11 protein-coding genes are annotated in these 17,565 nt (G+C 71.9%); 10 read left to right on the top strand and 1 reads right to left on the bottom strand.

Going from position 1 to position 17,565, the window contains the following annotated elements:
* Positions 1-122 precede the first annotated feature (122 nt).
* The 4 genes from D9598_RS18970 to D9598_RS18955 are packed head-to-tail and all read left to right on the top strand — an operon-like array spanning position 123 to position 5,484.
* Positions 123-1,637: an ABC transporter substrate-binding protein gene (locus D9598_RS18970; protein ID WP_198368111.1), complete on the top strand. Its 1,515-nt coding sequence runs from the start codon at positions 123-125 to the stop codon at positions 1,635-1,637.
* Positions 1,638-1,644: 7 nt separating this feature from the next.
* Positions 1,645-2,601 carry an ABC transporter permease gene (locus D9598_RS21665; protein WP_370592086.1) on the top strand — a complete coding sequence of 319 codons (957 nt, stop codon included), beginning with the start codon at positions 1,645-1,647 and terminating at the stop codon, positions 2,599-2,601.
* Positions 2,598-3,449, top strand: coding sequence for an ABC transporter permease (locus D9598_RS18960; RefSeq protein ID WP_198368110.1), 852 nt, complete (start codon positions 2,598-2,600; stop codon positions 3,447-3,449). The genes D9598_RS21665 and D9598_RS18960 overlap by 4 nt, the downstream gene beginning before the upstream one ends.
* The gene (locus D9598_RS18955) at positions 3,442-5,484 is read left to right on the top strand and encodes an ABC transporter ATP-binding protein (RefSeq protein WP_198368109.1); all 2,043 of its coding nucleotides are present in this window, start codon (positions 3,442-3,444) and stop codon (positions 5,482-5,484) included. The genes D9598_RS18960 and D9598_RS18955 overlap by 8 nt, the downstream gene beginning before the upstream one ends.
* Before the next feature lie 31 nt (positions 5,485-5,515).
* On the opposite strand, the gene D9598_RS18950 is transcribed toward D9598_RS18955, so the two are convergent.
* Positions 5,516-6,868: an LLM class flavin-dependent oxidoreductase gene (locus D9598_RS18950; protein WP_232477440.1), complete on the bottom strand. Its 1,353-nt coding sequence runs from the start codon at positions 6,866-6,868 to the stop codon at positions 5,516-5,518.
* A gap of 272 nt (positions 6,869-7,140) precedes the next feature.
* On the opposite strand from D9598_RS18950, the gene D9598_RS18945 reads away from it, so the two are divergent.
* The 6 genes from D9598_RS18945 (at position 7,141) to D9598_RS18920 (ending at position 17,556) form a co-directional block, all read left to right on the top strand.
* A complete protein-coding gene (locus D9598_RS18945) occupies positions 7,141-9,354 on the top strand; it encodes an ABC transporter substrate-binding protein (protein ID WP_198368108.1) in 2,214 nt (737 codons plus the stop codon).
* A 542-nt stretch (positions 9,355-9,896) separates the two neighbouring features.
* Entirely contained in the window at positions 9,897-11,597 is a 1,701-nt protein-coding gene (locus tag D9598_RS18940) for a M28 family peptidase (RefSeq protein WP_198368107.1), read from the top strand.
* Positions 11,598-11,650: 53 nt separating this feature from the next.
* On the top strand, positions 11,651-12,460 hold the full coding sequence (locus D9598_RS18935) for an IclR family transcriptional regulator (protein WP_198368106.1): 810 nt from the start codon (positions 11,651-11,653) through the stop codon (positions 12,458-12,460).
* Positions 12,461-12,622: 162 nt separating this feature from the next.
* Positions 12,623-14,212 (top strand): ABC transporter substrate-binding protein, encoded by a 1,590-nt coding sequence (locus tag D9598_RS18930; protein ID WP_198368105.1) that lies wholly within the window; start codon positions 12,623-12,625, stop codon positions 14,210-14,212.
* A gap of 12 nt (positions 14,213-14,224) precedes the next feature.
* Positions 14,225-15,946, top strand: coding sequence for a M28 family peptidase (locus tag D9598_RS18925; protein ID WP_198368104.1), 1,722 nt, complete (start codon positions 14,225-14,227; stop codon positions 15,944-15,946).
* A 23-nt stretch (positions 15,947-15,969) separates the two neighbouring features.
* The gene (locus tag D9598_RS18920; RefSeq protein ID WP_370592087.1) at positions 15,970-17,556 is read left to right on the top strand and encodes an ABC transporter substrate-binding protein; all 1,587 of its coding nucleotides are present in this window, start codon (positions 15,970-15,972) and stop codon (positions 17,554-17,556) included.
* Positions 17,557-17,565: the final 9 nt, after the last annotated feature.

Genomic DNA, 17,565 nt, shown 5'->3' with positions numbered 1-17,565 from the left:
GGCCGTATGCTGAAATTCTGACCACGTGCGCGCCGCTTTGCGCTCGACAGATCCGGCGGTGCGAGGCTTGACTGCCGCACCGGCCCGGCCTGCCCGGCAGCAACCCGCACGCGGAGATCGTGATGTCCCTTCAGCGACGCAGCATCCTGGCCCTTCCCGCCGTGGTCGCCGCCGCCAGCCTGGCGCGCCCGGCGGCGGCGCAGGGCGCCGGCGTGCTGCGCATCGCGGTCGGCGGCAGCCTGCGCACGCTGGACGTCACCAAGACCACCACGGGCGAGGAATACATCTACGACGTGCTGGTCTTCAGCGGCCTGACGCGCATCCGCGAGGACCAGACGATCGAGCCGGACCTGGCGGAATCCTGGACCTATTCGGAAGACCTGCGGAACTGGACCTTCAGGCTGCGGCAGGGCGTGAAGTTCCACAACGGGCGCGAGATGACGTCGCAGGACGTGGTCGCGACCTACCGCCGCATCCTTGACCCCGAGACGGGCTGCGCGGCCCGCAGCAACTACGAGATGATCGAGGGCATGGAGGCGCCGGACGCGCATACCGTCGTCTTCAGGCTCTCCTACCCCTATGGCGGCTTCGCCGACATCCTGGCGGACCGGCAGGCCAAGATCGTGCCGCATGACGGGTTCGACGCGCTGGCGACGCAGCCCGTCGGCACCGGCCCCTTCATGTTCCGCAGCTACACGCCGGGCGACCGCCTGGTGCTGGTGAAGAACCCGAACTACTTCGAGCCCGGCAGGCCGAAGCTGGAGGGCGTCGAGATCCGCATCATGCCGGAGATGGCGGTGCGCGTGGCGGCGCTGCAGGCCGGCGACATCGACGTGGTCTGGGACCTGGGGCCGGAGAACATCCGCGCGTTGAAGGAGGTCGCCGCCGTGCGGGTGGAGAGCATCCCCACCGCCACCTGGGACGCGGCGATCCTGAACAACGCCATAAAGCCCTTCGACGACGCCCGCGTGCGCCGCGCCTTCCACATGGCGGCGCCGAAGCAGGACGTGGTGCAGCTCGTGCTGTTCGGGGAAGGCGCGCCGACGCACAGCCCGATCCCGCCCAACCACCCGTTCTTCAACAAGGAGGTTCCCTTCCAGTCCAAGGCGGACGTGGCGGGGGCGAAGGCGCTGCTGGCGCAGGCCGGCTACCCGCGCGGCATCAAGCTGCCCATCATCGTGCCGGTGGGCCGCCCGCTGCGCGACCGGCTCGGCGTCACGCTGCAGCAGCTGCTGCGCCCGGCGGGGTTCGAGCTGGAGGTGCAGCGCGTGCCCTATGCCCGCTACTCGGCGGAAGTGTCGGGCAAGGCGCCGCTGTTCATCGACGGCTATTTCGCGCGGCCGACGGTGGATACCGCGACCTATCCCTTCCTGCATTCCAAGGGCAGCTGGAACGAGCGGCTCTGGCACTACAACGACCCGCGCATGGACAAGGCGCTGGAAGCCGCGCGGCTGACCGGCGACCCGGAGCAGCAGAAGAAGCATTACCTGGAGATGCAGGCCGTGCTGGCGGACAACCCGGTCAGCTACTTCTCCTACACCATGAACTTCGCCTGCGGCTACCGCGGCAACGTCAAGGGCGTCGCCACCCACCCGCTGCGCTGGTTCGACCTGCGCGACACCACCATGGCCGCCTGAGCCGCGCGTGGCCGGCTTCGTCGGGCGCCGCCTGCTCTCCGTCGTCGCCATCGTCTGGGCGATGACGGTGCTGGTCTTCGGCATCGTGCACCTGCTGCCCGGCAGCGTGGCGCACATGATCCTGGGCGAGTTCGCGACGGCGGACGCCATCGCCACGCTGGAACGGCGGCTCGGCCTCAACGACCCGCTCTGGCTGCAGTACTGGCGCTGGTTCAGCGCCCTGCTGCGCGGCGATTTCGGCCTGTCCCTGACCATGGACCGCCCGGCCGGGCCGCTGATCCTGGAAGCGCTGGGCCGCTCCGCCATCCTGGCCGGCATCAGCATCGTGCTGGTGGCGCTGCTCGGCATGGCGCTGGGCATCCATTCGGCGGTGAAGCGCGGCTCGGTGGAGGACCAGGTGCTGACGATCGCGCAGTACGTGTTCATCGCCATTCCCGAATTCTTCTGGTGCATCCTCGCCATCCTGCTCTTCGCCTCCTGGCTGGGCTGGCTGCCGGCCACCGGCTACACGCCGATGGGCGAGGGCGGCGTGCTGCGCTGGGCCAGCCACCTGGTGCTGCCGGTGGCCACCCTGGCGCTGGGGCTGACCGCGCATGTCTCGCGCATGGTGCGCTCCTCGATGCTGGAGGCGCTGGACAGCCACTACGTGCTCGCCGCCCGCGCCAAGGGCATGCCGGAACGCGTGGTGCTGTGGCGCCACGCGCTGCCCAACGCGCTGCTGCCGGCCATCACGGTGCTGGCCATCGATGTCGGCCTGCTGATCGGCGGCATCGTGGTGGCGGAGACGGTGTTCTCCTATCCCGGCCTGGGGCGGCTGCTGATCTACGCCATCGAGAACCAGGACCTGCCGCTGATGATGGGCGGCATGATCGTGGTCACCGCCGCCTACGCGCTGGCGAACCTGGTGGCGGACCTGCTCTACGCGCTGCTGAACCCGCGCATCCGCTACGGCGGCGCGGCATGAGCGGCGTGGCCCTCGCGCGCCCGGGGCGGCGCTGGCCGGCCAGCCTGGTGGTGGGCGGCGCCGTTGTCGGCGTCATCGCGCTGCTGGCCATCCTCGGCCCCTGGATCGCGCCCTACCCGCCGGAGGAGTTCGCGGTGCTGGACCGGCTGCGGCCGCCCTCCGCCGCGCACTGGTTCGGCACGGACGAGTTCGGCCGCGACGTCTTCTCCCGCGTGCTGGCGGGGGCGCATTACTCGCTGCTGATGGGCTTCGGCGCCACCGGGCTCAGCCTGCTGGTGGGCGTGCCGCTCGGCATGCTCGCCGCCTTCCACCGGGGATGGGTGGAGGAGGCGGTGATGCGCGGCGTGGACCTGCTGATCTCCATCCCGCCGGTGCTGCTGGGGCTGCTGATCCTGGCCACCACCGACCCCGGCCTGGGCAAGACGGTGGCCGCCGTCGGGCTGGTCTACGTGCCGATCATGACGCGCCTGTCCCGCGCCGTGGCGCTGGGCCTGCTGGCGGAGGACTTCGTCGACGCGGCGCGGGCGCGGGCGGACGGCATGGTCCGCATCCTGTGGTCGGAGATCCTGCCCAACGCCTGGTCGCCCATCATCGTGGAAACCGCCTTGCGCATCACCTTCGCGATCCTTCTGGGCTCCGCGCTGTCTTTCCTGGGCCTCGGCCCGCAACCGCCCGCCAGCGAGTGGGGCCTGATGATCGCGGAAAGCCGCCCCTTCATCGAGGAAGCGCCCTGGATCGGCCTGATGCCGGGCCTCTGCCTCTGCGCCCTGCTGGTGGCGGTGAACATGGTGGGGGAGGGGCTGCGCGACCTGCTGGACCCCCGCATGCGGGGCCGCGGCCATGGCTGAGCAGCCCCTGCTGGACGTGCGCGACCTGTCCCTGCGCTACCCCGGCCCGCGCGGCGCAGTCCGGGCGCTGGAGGGCGTCTCCCTGTCCCTCTCGCGCGGCCGCGTCATGGGGCTGGTGGGGGAGAGCGGCTCGGGCAAGTCCTCCCTGGTCATGGCGCTGCTGGGCCTGCCCGGCACCGGCGCCGTCCTGGACGCGGCGTCCATGCAGTTCGACGGGCTGGACCTGCGGCAACAGGCGGCGGCGCTGCGCGGCCGGCGCATCGGCATGGTGTTCCAGGACCCGGGCTCCGCGCTCAACCCCGCCATGACGATCGGCGCGCAGGTGGCGGAACCGCTGGTGCGCCACCTGCGCATGTCGCGCCAGGACGCGCTGGACCGGGCCGCCGCGCTGCTGACGGAGGTGGGCATCGCCCGCGCGGAATCCGTGGTCCGCGCCTACCCGCACCAGCTCTCGGGCGGCATGAAGCAGCGCGCGGTGATCGCCACGGCCCTGGCCTGCGAGCCGGAGCTGCTGCTGCTGGACGAGCCCACCACCGCGCTGGACGTGACGGTGGAGGCGCAGATCCTGGACCTGCTGGACCGGCTCCGTCGCGAACGCGGCGTGGGCATGCTGCTGGTCAGCCACAACCTGGGCATCGTGGACCGGCTGTGCGACGACCTGACCGTGCTCTATGCCGGGCGGGTGGTGGAGCAGGGCGCGGCGGCCACGCTGCTGGCCGCGCCGCGCCACCCCTACACGCGCGGGCTGCTGGCGGCGGTGCCGCGCGCGGACCGCGGCCGCATGGGGCGGCTGGCGCCCATCCCGGGCGGGCTGCCGGACCTGACCCGGCCCGATCCCGGCTGCAACTTCCGCCCGCGCTGCGCCTTCGCCCTGCCGTCCTGCGCCGCGCCGCAGGCCCTGGCGCCGCAGGACGGCCGGCTGGTGCGCTGCCACCGGGCCGAGGCCGTCGGCCTGGCGCCGCTGCCCGGGGTGACCGGGGCGCCGCCGCCGCCGCCGCGCCGGCCTTCCGACGCGCCGCTGCTGATCGCGACGGAGCTGACCAAGACCTTCCGCCTGGGCCGGCCCGGCCTGGCGCTGCGCGGCGGCAGGCTGGCGCTGCGGCGCCCGGCGGAGCTGCGCGCGGTGGACGACGTCTCCTTCCACGTCGCGCGGGGGGAGGTGCTGGGGCTGGTGGGCGAATCCGGCTGCGGCAAGTCCACGCTGGGCCGCATGGTGCTGCGGCTGCTGGGCGCCGACGCGGGCCGGCTGCGCTTCGACGGCCAGCCGGTGACCGACCGCCCGGCGGTGGAGTTCCGCCGGCGCGCGCAGATCGTGTTCCAGAACCCGAACTCCTCGCTGAACCCGCGCCAGACGGTGGAACAGGCGCTGCGCTGGCCGCTGGTCCGCTTCGGGCTGGCGCGCGGGGCGGCGGCGGACCGGGAGGTGGACCGGTTGCTGGAGCTGGTGCGGCTGCCCTCCAGCTACCGCGCGCGCTACCCGCACCAGATGTCGGGCGGCGAGAAGCAGCGCATCGGCATCGCCCGCGCGCTGGCCAGCCGGCCGGACTTCGTCGTCTGCGACGAGGCGGTCTCGGCGCTGGATGTGTCGGTGCAGGCGGCGGTGCTGAACCTGCTGTCGGACCTGCGGGACGAGCTGGGCCTGGCCTACCTGTTCATCTCGCACGACATCGGCGTCATCGCGCATTTGGCCGACCGCATCGCGGTGATGTACCGCGGCGCCATCGTGGAGATCGGCACGGCGGAGCAGGTGCTGTCGCCGGCCTACCACCCCTATACCGAGGCGCTGCTCTCCGCCGTGCCGCTGGTGGGCTCGGGCGGGCGCGCGGCCCGGCGGGTGCGGCTGACCGGCGATGCCTCGGCCGTGCCGGACGGCGCGGGCTGCCGCTTCGCGCCGCGCTGCCCGCGCCGCATCGGCGGGGTCTGCGACACCGTGCCGCCGCCGGTGCGGCAGCCCGCGCCGGGGCACCGCATCGCCTGCCACCTGCCGCTGGAAACCCTGGCCGCCATCCCGCCCGCGCTGGGGGAGGCGGCCTAAGCCTTCCTCCCCGTGGGGTCCTCCTGGGCGCTCAATCCGCCGCCAGGGAGGCGCCGGTGGGGAAGAAGCGGTTCCGCGGCCGCGCCAGCCCCATGTGCTCGCGCAGCGTGGTGCCCTGGTAGTCCCGGCGGAACAGGCCGCGCCGCTGCAGCTCCGGCACCACCAGGTCGACGAAGTCCGTGAGCCCGCGCGGCATCACCGGGATCGAGACCATGAAGCCGTCGCAGGCCTGGCCGCGGTACCAGTCCTCCATGATGTCCGCCACCTGCACCGGGTCGCCCTTGATCACCGGGCTGCCGAAGGCCGGCACCATGCGCTCGTAGAGCTGGCGGATCGTCAGGTTCTCCTGGCGCGCCATCTCGATGGCCAGCGTGCGCGTGCTGCTGCCGCCGATCACCTCGGCCGCCACTTCCGGCAGCGGCCCGTCCACCGGATAGCCGCTGAGGTCCCGGGTGACGATCTTGGACAGGTAGTGCACGCCGAGCGCGGGCGTGATCAGCGCCGCCAGCTCCTCGTACAGCTCGTCCGCCTCCGCCGCCGTGCGGCCGACAAAGACGCTGACGCCGGGGATGAAGCGCAGCTCCTCCGGCGCGCGGCCGTATTTCGCCATGCGGCCCTTGATGTCGGCGTAGTCACGCTGGAACTGCTCGCGCGTGCTGCCGGCGCCGAACATCGCGTCCGCCTCCCGCGCCGCCAGCTCCTTGCCCGGCTCGGACTGGCCGGCCATGAAGACCACCGGCCGGCCCTGCGGCGTGCGCGGCACGTTCAGCGGTCCCTGCACGCGGAAATGCGCGCCCTGGTGGTTCAGCACGTGCACGCGCGCCGGGTCCAGGAACCGGCCGCTGGCCTTGTCCTGCACAAAGGCGTCCTCCGCCCAGCTGTCCCACAACCCCTTCACCACACCGACGAATTCCTCGGCGCGGGCATAGCGGTCCTCGCGCCCCACGGGCTCGGCGTGGTTGAAGTTCAAGGCGTCGCCGGCGAAGGAGTTGGTGACCATGTTCCAGCCGGCGCGGCCGCCGCTGACATGGTCCAGCGAGGCGAAGCGGCGGGCGACGAAATAGGGCTGGTCGAAGGTGGTGGTGGCGGTGGAGACCAGGCCGATGCGGCTGGTGACGCCGGCCAGCGCCGTCAGCAGCACCACGGGATCGAAGACGCCGGGCCGCGAGCTGGGATAGTTGGCGGCGAAGAGGGCGGGCTTGTCCATGTCCCGCACGGCGTTGCCGTCGGCCAGGAACAGGCCGTCCAGCTTGCCGCGCTCGGCGATGCGGGCCGTCTCGATGTTGTAGGCCAGGTTCATCACCGGCTCGGGCCAGGCGTCGGGGTGGCGCCAGCCGACCAGGTGGCCCCCCACCATGTTGGGGATCGTGAAGAGGTTCATCATGGCCACCTGCTCCCTGCCGGCGCACGGCGCGGGTCCGGTTCCGGCCCGCGCCTGCTCTGCTGAATCGGACTGGAGGGCAGCAAGTTCCGTGCCTGCGCCTGGATGGCGCCGCTGCCTGCCATCCCGGGTGGCGGCGTCGCCGGCTTCACGGAACCTGCGGCCGGCGCGGCTCGCGCCGCCCATGAACGCGCCGCGCCGGTCCTGCCACAGCTGTGTGCCACCTTCGGCCGAACTCGACGCGCGAGCCGCCGTGGTGGTAGAAGGGAAGGGCAATGCTGGATCTGCGGAGCCTGCGTTATTTTGTGGTGGTCGCGGAGCAGCAGAGCATTGCCCGCGCGGCGGTGCTGCTGAACATCTCGGCCTCTCCTCTGAGCCGGACCATACGGCAGCTCGAGGACGAGATCGGCTTTCCGCTGTTCGACCGCGTCGGACGGGGCATCCGCCTCAACATCGCCGGGCAGGAATTGCTGGAGAACGCCCGGGACCTGCTGCGCAGCAATGAGAAGCTGGCGCGTGGCCTGCAGCGCCGCTCCAGCGGCGAGGGCGGGCTGGTGATCATGGGGCACATGCCCGGCGCCATGTATAACGGCGTGCTGCCGCGGGCCATCCGCAAGCTGCGCGAGGCCTTCCCCGCCATCCAGGTCAGCTTCGAGGTGATGCACGAGGACCAGCAGCTGGAAGCCCTGCGGCACGGGCGCCTGGACCTGTGCATCCAGACGGCGCCGGTCGTCCCGCCGGACCTGGGGTCGCTGCTCTTCGCGCGGGAGCGCTACGTGCTGATCACCCCGGCGGACCACCCGCTGGCCTCCGTCCAGAGCCTCACCCTGCAGCACCTGGCGGAGGCCGAGTGGCTGATCCCGCCCGATCGCGGCAAGCCGGCGCTGCGGGCGAAGTTCCTCACGGCCTGCGAGGAACTCGGCTTCATTCCCCGTCTCGCCGCGACCGCCGCCCTGGGCGCCCTGCCGCGCCTCGCCGTCGCGCAGGGCGCCGGCAGCCGCGTGCTGCGCTACGTGCCTTCCGCCAACCTGACGCAGCTCGACCCGATCTGGTCCACCGCCTATGTCACGCTGTGCCACGGCTACGCGGTGTTCGACGCGCTCTACGGCGCCGACGCCTGGGGCAACGTGCTGCCGCAGATGGCTGAGGGCCACACGATCTCCGACGACGGCCGCCGCTGGACCATCCGGCTGCGGGACGGACTGCGCTTCCATGACGGCGCGCCCGTGCTGGCGCGAGACTGCGTGGCCAGCCTGCAGCGCTGGTGCATCCGCCAGGGCGCCGGGCAGATCATCGGCACCTTCCTGGACCGGTGGGAGGCGCCGGACGACCGCACGGTGGTCGCGCACCTGAGGGAGCCGATGCCGACGCTGGCGACCCTGATGGCCATGTCCGTCTTCCCGCCCTTCATTATGCCAGAGCGGCTGGCGAAGACCGACCCGGGGCAGCAGGTGCCGGAGATGGTCGGCTCCGGCCCCTTCCGCTTCAAGGCGGACGAGTATGTCAGCGGCGTACTCTCAGTCTATGAGAAGTTCGCCGGCTACGTGCCGCGGCAGGAGGCGGCGGATTGGACCTCCGGCGGCAAGGTGGCGAAGCTGGATCGCATCGAGTGGCGGGTGATCCCGGATTCCGCCACGGCCGTCGCCGCCCTGCAGCAGGGCGAGGTGGACTGGGTGGAGAAGCCGCTGGCGGATCTGGTGCCCGTGCTGCAGCGGCGCAGCGACATCGCGCTGGACGTGATCGACCCCACCGGCTGGGCCGGCGCGCTGCGCTTCAACGTGCTGCACCCGCCCTTCAACAACGAGGCCATCCGCCGCGCCGTGCTGCGGGGAGTGGACCAGCACCCTTTCCTGCAGGTTGCGGCGGCGGGGGACGAATCCTCCTACACCATCTGCCATTCGGCCTTTCCTTGCGGCACGCCGGCGGGGCGGCCGATCCCCGGCACCATGCCGGGCGATGTCAAGGCCGCGAAGGCCGCCATCGCCGCCGCCGGCTACAAGGGCGAGCCGGTGGTGCTGCTGGCGCCCACCGACAACCCGCCGCTGGGCGACTTCGCCGAACTGGCGGCTGACTTGATGCGCCAGATCGGGCTGAACGTGGAGGTGGTCAGCACGGACTGGGGGACCGTGGTGCAGCGGCGGGTGAAGAAGGACCCGATCGCCCAGGGCGGCTGGTCGGCCTTCGTCACCGTGGTGAACGGCCCCGCGATCATGAGCCCGCCGGTGAACTTCATGATCCGCGGCCAAGGCGCGCGCGGCTATTTCGGCTGGTACGAGAACGAGGAGGTGGAGGCGCTGGTGCAGCAGTGGCTGCGCGCCCCGTCGGAGACAGAGCGCGTGGCGATCGGCGACCGCATCCAGGCCGTGGTGATGCGCACCGCCCCCATCGTGCCGCTGGGCCAGTACGTGCAGCGCACCGCCTACCGCAAGAACATCCAGGGCGTGCTCAAGGGGCCGGCGACCTTGCCGTGGAACGTCGCCAAGGTCTGATTGCGAGGTCCTGCCGATCCGCCGCGCATGGGGCGCGGCCCGCTTCCGCGCGCGCACGGCCGGTCGGCCGGCGGGAGTTGCGAACACCTGCCCGGGCGGACAATATGCGGCGGCCCTGGAGGTTCCTCATGGCGCGTGCCGCACTCAACGGATCGGTGTCGGACGCGACCAAGCCGAATGAGCGTATCCTGCAGATTCTCTCGGAATTGGCGCGACTTTTCGCGACGGCCGGGTATGACGGCACCCCATGCCCGCCAGCAGATGCCGGCGGGAGACACTACACGCCACCATGAACTCCTCCTCCAGTCGGCTGAGGCGATCTCCGTCGCCGCTTTGCATCAGCACAAACTGCTGCTGACCGACCGGCCGGTCAATACGGATGCGCCTTCGAGGAACAAACCTCGGAAGATGTGACCATCATTATTGTTACATAATAAAAGTTATGCGTAAACAGCGGCCGGCCGAAAAAGGAACCGCCGGTTCGGAATCTTGACGCCCCCCGCGCACCCGCCCAGGATCGCCGCCTCCGGAACAGAGGCCCCATGACCGATACCGTCCTGCCTACGCTAACCGCCGCCGTTTCCGCCGAGGCGATGATGCGGAACCTGGAAGCCCTGGCCACCCGCGTGAAGCTGGCCGGCACGCCGGAGGAGCTGGAAAGCCTGCGCATGATCGAGACGCGGATGCGCGACTACGGCTACCGCACCGCCATCCTGCACCACCCGGCTTATATCAGCCTGCCCGGCGCCGCGCGCGTCTCGGCCAGCGGCCGGGACCTGCCCTGCATCACCCATTCCTTTTCCCTGTCCTCCGGGCCGGAGGGCGTGACCGCGAACCTGGTGGACCTCGGCCCCGGCGCGGCGGCGGATTTCGTGGGCAAGGACCTGCGCGGCCGCATCGCGCTGATCGAGGGCATGGCCAACCCGGCCAGCGCCGCCCGGGCGCGCGACGCCGGGGCGCTGGCGCAGCTCCATATCTCGCCCGACGACCAGCTACACGAGATGTGCATCTCGCCGGTCTGGGGCAGCCCGTCCGACACCACGCGGGCGCAGCTTCCCTCCACCGTCGCCGTCACGGTGGAGCGGCAGGCGGGCCTCGCGCTGCGTGACCGGCTGCGGGCCGGCGAGGCGCTCTCCGCCACCCTGTTCGCCGAGGTGGACACGGGCTGGCGGGACACGCCGATCCTGGTGGCGGAGCTGGAGGCGCCCGGCGCCGGGCCGGAGGCGCCCTTCGTGATGTTTTCCGGCCACCACGACACCTGGCATCTCGGCGTCATGGACAACGGCGCCGCCAATGCCACCATGATGGAGGTGGCGCGGCTCTGCGTCGGGCAGCGCCAGGGCTGGCGGCGCGGGCTGCGCTTCTGCTTCTGGTCCGGCCATTCTCAGGGCCGCTATTCCGGCTCCGCCTGGTATGCCGACGAGTATTGGGACGAGCTGGACCGCCGCTGCGTCGCCCATGTGAACACCGATTCCACCGGCGGGCGCGACGCCGACGACGTGGCGCATTCCGGCGCGGCGGCGGAGCTGTGGGGGCTGGCCGCCGATGCCGTGGCCGCCCAGGCCGGGCAGGACTACGTGCCCACCCGCCCCGGCCGCAACGGCGACCAGAGCTTCTGGGGGGTCGGCATCCCCGCCATCTTCAACAGCCTCAGCCGCCACGCGCGGCCGGAGGGCGTGGCCGCGCAGGCGCACATGCCGCTGGGCTGGTGGTGGCACACGGCACACGACACGCTGGACAAGATCGACCCGGACCGGCTGGTGCGGGACACCCGCGTCTTCGTGCACGTGGTCTGGCGCCTGCTCTCCACCCCGCTGCTGCCGCTGGACTATGCCGCGCATGCCCGTGCCCTGGGCGCGGAGCTGGCGCCGCTGCGCGCCGCGCTGGACGGCGCGCTGGACCTTTCTCTGTTGGCGGAGCGCGCCGCGGCGCTGGAGCAGGCCGCCGCCGCCCTCGCCGCCCGCGCCGCCGCCGCCCCGTCCGAGGCCCTGCCCGCGCTGAACGCGGCGCTGATGCGCGCCTCCCGCGCCCTGGTGCCGCTGGACTACACGCAGGGCGACCGCTTCCGCCACGATCCGGCGCTGGAGCAGCACCCCTGGCCCAGCCTGCAGCCCCTGCGCCGCCTGGCGGAGGCGGCCGGCACGCCGGAGGCGCCCTTTCTGCGCGTCGCCGCCCGGCAGGCCCGCAACCGCGCGGCCCACGCGCTGCGGCAGGCAACTGAGGCGCTGGAGGCGGCGGGCTGACCCCTGCGCGCGCTTCTGCTACGGCAGCGCGGAGGCAGCGTTCAGGAACCAGCATGGCCAGCACACCCAAGCCGCGCGCGGCCGCGCCCGCATCGGCGGAGGAGGACGCCTCCCCCGGCTACCTGATCGCCGCCGCCGACCGCGCGCTGCGCCTGCTCACCCTGGTGGGCGACACGCCCGGGCTGGGGCTGTCGGACCTGGCGCGGCTGTCCGGCAACAGCAAGGCCCGCACCTTCCGGCTGCTGCAGACGCTGGAGGCCAACAACTTCGTGCTGCGCAAGGGCGCGGAGGCCACCTACTGGCTCAGCTTCCAGGCCGTGCGGCTGGCGGCGCGGGCGGAACAGCAGATCGACCTGCTGCGGCTGGGCCAGCCAGTGCTGGACGCCCTGGGCCCGCGCTGCGACGAGACGGTGCAGCTGCGCGTGCGGCACGAGCTGGAAAGCCTGTGCCTGGCCAAGTGGGAAACCGGCCGCATCATCCGCTACCACGCCACGGTGGGGCAGACCTCGCCCCTCTACGCCGGCGCCAGCAAGGTGCTGTTGGCCTTCGCGCCGGAGGCCGTGCAGCGGGCCGTGCTGGCCGGACAGCGCCGCTCCTTCACCGAGGACACGCCGGTGGAGGCCGGGGAGCTGCGCCGGCAGCTGGAGAAGGTCCGCAGCCAGGGCCATTGCGTCAGCCGGGGCGAGGTCTCGCCCGAAGCCTTCTCGGTCGGCGTGCCGGTGGTGGACGCGGCGGGGCAGGTGGTGGCCGCGCTGCTGATCGCGGCGCCGCTCGTGCGGGCCGGCGGCGCGCGCGCTAGGGAATTGCTGGCGCTGGCGGAGGAAGGCGCCCGAGCCCTGTCCCGGGCGCTGGGTCACCGCTGAGGCGCAGGCGGGAATCTTGCCGCCACGCCCGAAACCGGATTGCTGGCGCCTGCCGCGGCTGATACGACTTCGCGCAACAATAAAAACGAACCACCGGTTCGTTTTCGGGGAACGCGCCGCCGGCGCATGGTGATGGCTCTCTTCGCCTGGAGGCTTGTTCCGATGGCCCTTTCCATTCGCAGCGTGCCTGTCGCGGGCCTCCTGGCGGCCCTGTCGCTCCCCACCCTGGCCCCGGCGCAGGAGTTGCGGATCGGCATGAAGGCGGCCATCGACAGCGCCGACCCGCACCTGCTCTTCACCCCCAGCCGCAACGTGCAACTGCATGTGTGGGAACCGCTGGTGGTGCAGGACGCGCAGGTGAAGCCGACGCCGGGCCTCGCCACCTCCTGGCGCGCGGTGGACGACACCACCTGGGCATTCACGTTGCGCGAGGACGCGCGCTTCCACGACGGCTCGCCGTTGACGGCGGAGGACGTGGTCTTCTCCATCCGCCGCGCGCAAACCATCGAGGGCGTGCGGACCTATCGCGCTTATATCCGCGACATCACCTCGGTGGAGGCCGCCGGGCCGCACACGGTGATCGTCCGCACCACCGCGCCTTCCCCGCTGCTGCCCAACAACCTGTCCACCTTCGGCATCGCCTCCGCCCGCGCGGCGCAAGGCGCGACGGCGGAGGATTTCAACGGCGGCCGCGCCGCCATCGGCACCGGCCCCTATCGCTGGGGCCGCTGGACGCCGGGGCAGGACGTGACGCTGGAGCGCAACGAAGACTACCGCGCGGGGAAGCAGCCCTGGTCCCGCGTGACGTTCCGCTTCCTGGGCAATGACAGCGCGCGGGTGGCGGCGCTGCTCTCCGGCGACGTGGACGTAGTGGATGCGGTGCCGGCCGGGCTCTACGACCGCGTGCAGAACAACGGCGGCCGGACCACGCTGGAAACGGCCACCTCGCTCTTCGCGCTGAACCTGACGCTGGACAGCCGCGCGCAGACCAACTTCGTCACCGGCGCCGACGGCAAGCCGCTGGCCGAGAACCCGCTGGCGAAGCGCGAGGTGCGGCAGGCGCTGAGCCACGCCATCAACCGCGCGGCCATCGCGGGGCGCGCCATGGAAGGCGGCGCCGTGCCGGCCGGGCAGTTCATGCCGCCGGGCTTCCTGGGCCATGTGCCCGGCGTCCAGCCCGCCGCCTTCGACCCCGCCCTGTCCCGCCGCCTGCTGGCGCAGGCCGGCTTTCCGCAGGGCTTCGGCCTGACGCTGCACTGCCTGAACGACCGCTTCTACGGCGATTCCAAGACCTGCCAGGCCATGGGCCAGATGTTCACCGCCGTCGGCATCCGCACCACGGTGGATGCCATGCCGTCGGCCATCTTCTTTCGCCGGGCGCAGAGCGGCGCCAATGGGCAGCCTGAATTCTCGGCCTCCATGAGCATCTTCGGCAGCGCCGCGGGGCTGCCGGACAATGCCTTCACCTCCCTGGTGCAGGGCTACGACCCGGCGCGCGGGCGCGGCACCTCCAATCTCGGCCGCTACAGCAACCCGGAGCTGGACGCGCTGATCGACAAGGCCGCCGCCACCTTCGACCCCGCCGAGCGGCAGGCGGTGCTGGACCGCGCGACCCGCATCGTGTTCGAGCAGGACCTGGCGACCATCCCGATCTTCTACCTGAAGGGCGCCTGGGGCCTGCGCCGGGGCCTGACCATGGAACCGCGCGGCGACCAGTACACGCTGGCCACCGGCATCCGCCCGGCGAAGTGAGAGGCTGAACCCATGACCCATGACCAGACGCGCCTGGCCGGCGCCCTGCCCACCGCGCCGAGAGCGGCAGGCATTTCCGGCGCCGCGATGCACCGCGTGGTGACGGAACTGTCCTCCCTTGGCCGCAAGCTGCCGGGGTCGGAGGAAGAGGCGCGGGCCTGCGCGGTCATCACCCGCCTGCTGGATGAAGCCGGCGTGCGGCACGAGGTACATGAATTCGACGCCTTCATCTCCTGGCCCGGCCGCAGCGCCGTGACGCTGCTGGGCGAGGCGCCGTGCGAGATCGCGGCCACCGGCGTCGGCTTCGCCAGTGCCAGCCCGCCCGGGGGACTGCGCGCGCGGCTGGCCGATGGCGGCGACCGCGCCGGCCGCATCGCGCTGATCGAGGGCCTGCCGCGCTACGACGCCGTGATGGCGGCGCAGCGTGCGGGCGCGGTGGGGGTGATCGCCGTCTCGCACGGGCATGAGCGGCATTACGTGCAGACCTCCCCCGTCTGGGGCGCGCCGACCGGCGTGGCCGACCTGGCGCTGCTGCCCGCCATCCCGGTGGTGCAGGTGTCGAAGGAGGACGGCGCCGCCCTGCGCGGAGCCGGGCCGGAGGCCGAGGTGCTGCTGCTGGCGGAATCCACCCGCGCCTGGCGCCGCGTGCGCATGCCCTGCGCCGAGATCCCGGGGGAGAGCCCGCATTTCGTGCTGCTGGGCGCGCATTACTGCACCTGGGCCGATGGTGCGACCGACAACCTGGCCGGCGTGGCGCTGCTGCTGGAGCTGGCGCGCCTCTACGCTGCCGGCGAGAAACCGCGCCACGGCCTGCGCTTCTGCTGGTGGACCGGGCATGAGCAGGGCGGCTATGCCGGTTCCTCCTGGTACGCCGACAACGCGCGGGAAGAACTGTTCCGCGACGCCGTCGCCTATCTGAACGTCGACATCGTCGGCGTGAAGGGCGCCACCACCAAGGCGCTTCGCAACACCACCGGCGAGCTGGCCGACTATGCCGCCGCCGTGCTGGAAGCGACCGCCGGCGCGCTGCCGGAGGAGGAGGAGACCTTCGTCCGTCGCGCGCTTCACCGGCAGGACAGGTATGTCGACCCGCGCCGCTGCGCCCGCAATTCCGACCAGAGCTTCTCGGGCATCGGCCTCTCCACCGCGCAGGTCAGCGCCTTCCTGCCGGCGGCGAGCCCGGACCACATGCCTGACAGCGGCCTGGCCTGGTGGTGGCAGACCGACCAGGACACCGCCGACCGCTGCGACCCCGATATCCTGGCGACGGACACGCTGATCTACCGCAACCTGCTGGAAGGGCTGGTGCGCACAGAGGTGCTGCCGCTGGACTTCCGCGGCACGGTGGCCGACATTCGCGCCGCCCTGCGGGAATACGCGGAGACCGCGCCGGACCTGCCGGAGATCGCGGAACTCTCCGCTCTGGCGCAACGGCTGGGCGACGCCGCGGCGAAGCTGGCCGCCGCCCCCGCCGCCGACACGGCGCGGCGCAACGCCGCCCTGCTGCGCGTCGCGCGGTACCTGAACCCGATGATGCACCATGCCGGCGGCGATTTCGACTTCGACCTGGGCCGCGCCAGTCGGCTTCTGCCGGGGCTGGCGCCGGCCCTGAAGCTGGCAGGCCTGGAGCCGGATGCGGCGCGCATGGCGCGCACCGTACTGCGCCGCCGCGCCAACCGCATTGCGCACGGCATGAGGCGGGCCGAGGACGCCATCCTGGCCGAACTCGCCTGAACCGACGGAAAGGACCGATCATGATGCAACGACGTGATGTCCTGGCCGGCGGCATCGGTGCCGCCGCGCTCGGCCTGGGGCGGCCCTCGCTGGCGCAGCAGGGGCGCGTGCTGCGCTTCGTGCCCTATACCGACCTCGCGATCTTCGACCCGATCTTCACCACGGTCGATATCACCCGCGACCATGGCTACATGGTCTATGACACACTTTACGGCCTGGACGAACACCTGCAGCCGCGCCCGCAGCTCGCCGAGGGCCACACGGTGGAGCAGGATGGCAGGCTCTGGACCGTGACGCTGCGCAGCGGATTGCGCTTCCACGACGGCGAGGCCATCCGCGCCCAGGACTGCGTCGCCAGCCTGCGGCGCTGGATGGCCGTGGCGCCGATGGGGCAGACACTCGCCGCGCGCATGGACGAGATGTCGGCGGTCGATGACCGCCGCATCCGCTTCCGGCTCAAGAGCCCCTTCCCGCTGCTGCTGAACGTGCTCGGCCAAGCCACCGCGCCGGTGCCGTTCATCATGCCGGAGCGCATCGCGCAGGCCCCGGCCACGCAACAGATCACGGACACCACGGGCTCCGGCCCCTTCGTGTTCAAGCGCGACGAGTATCAGCTCGGCGCCCGCGCGGTGTACGAGCGCTTCGCCGGCTACAGTCCGGCCCCGGATGCCGGGCGTGGCCTGACCGCCGGCGCCAAGCAGGTGCATTTCGATCGCGTGGAATGGCGCCGCATCCCCGATGCCTCCACCGCCGCCGCCGCACTGCAGACCGGCGAGGTGGACTGGTACGCCGACCCGCCGGCCGAGATCATCGAGCTGTTCGACCGCGTGCGGGATATCGAGGTCTCGCGCATGGAGCTGCTGCCCTCGGTGATGGTGCTGCGGCCCAACCACCTGCAGCCGCCTTTCGACAACAAGAAGCTGCGCCAGGCGCTGCTGCCGGCGCTGAGCCAGGAAGATTACGCCATGGCGGCGGTGGGAACGGACCCCAAGCGCTTCGCCATTGGCACCGGCTTCTTTCCCGCCGGCTCCTCCATGGCCAGCGATGCCGGGCTTGCGCCGCTGCTGGGCCCGCGCGACCTGAACAAGGCGCGGCAGTTGATCAAGGAAGCCGGCTACGGCGGGGAAAAGGTGCGGCTGCTGGGCAATGCCGAGGGTGGCGTCACCGGCACCATGGCGCAGGTGACGGCCGACCTGATGCCGCGCCTGGGCTTCAACTTCGAGGCGACGCTGCTGGATTCCGCCAGCGTGACGCAGCGCCGCCGCTCGATGGAGCCGGTAGAGAATGGCGGCTGGTCGCTATCCTGCTGGGCCTTCCCAGGCCTGTGGTTCGAGAACCCGGGCACGCACAGCCTGATCCGCGGCAACGGCAAGGACGCCTGGTTCGGCTGGCCCACCGTGCCGCGCATTGAGGCGCTGCGCGACGAGTGGCTGGTGGCCCCGACGCTGCAGGAGCAGCGGCGCTTGGCGCGCGAGATGCAGGTGGTGGCGATGGACGAGCTGCCCAGCATCCCACTGGGCTGCCTGTACCGGCTGACGGCGCTGAAGAAGAACCTGCGCGGCCGCGTCGCCGGCTTCCCCATCTTCTGGAACTTGCGGCGGGACGCCTGATCCCGCCGC

This window comes from Roseomonas sp. KE0001 (genome assembly GCF_016107285.1).
Taxonomy (GTDB): Bacteria; Pseudomonadota; Alphaproteobacteria; order Acetobacterales; family Acetobacteraceae; genus Pseudoroseomonas.
The sequence above is the reverse complement of the archived record's forward strand: the minus strand, read 5'-3'. Positions and strand labels throughout refer to the sequence as shown.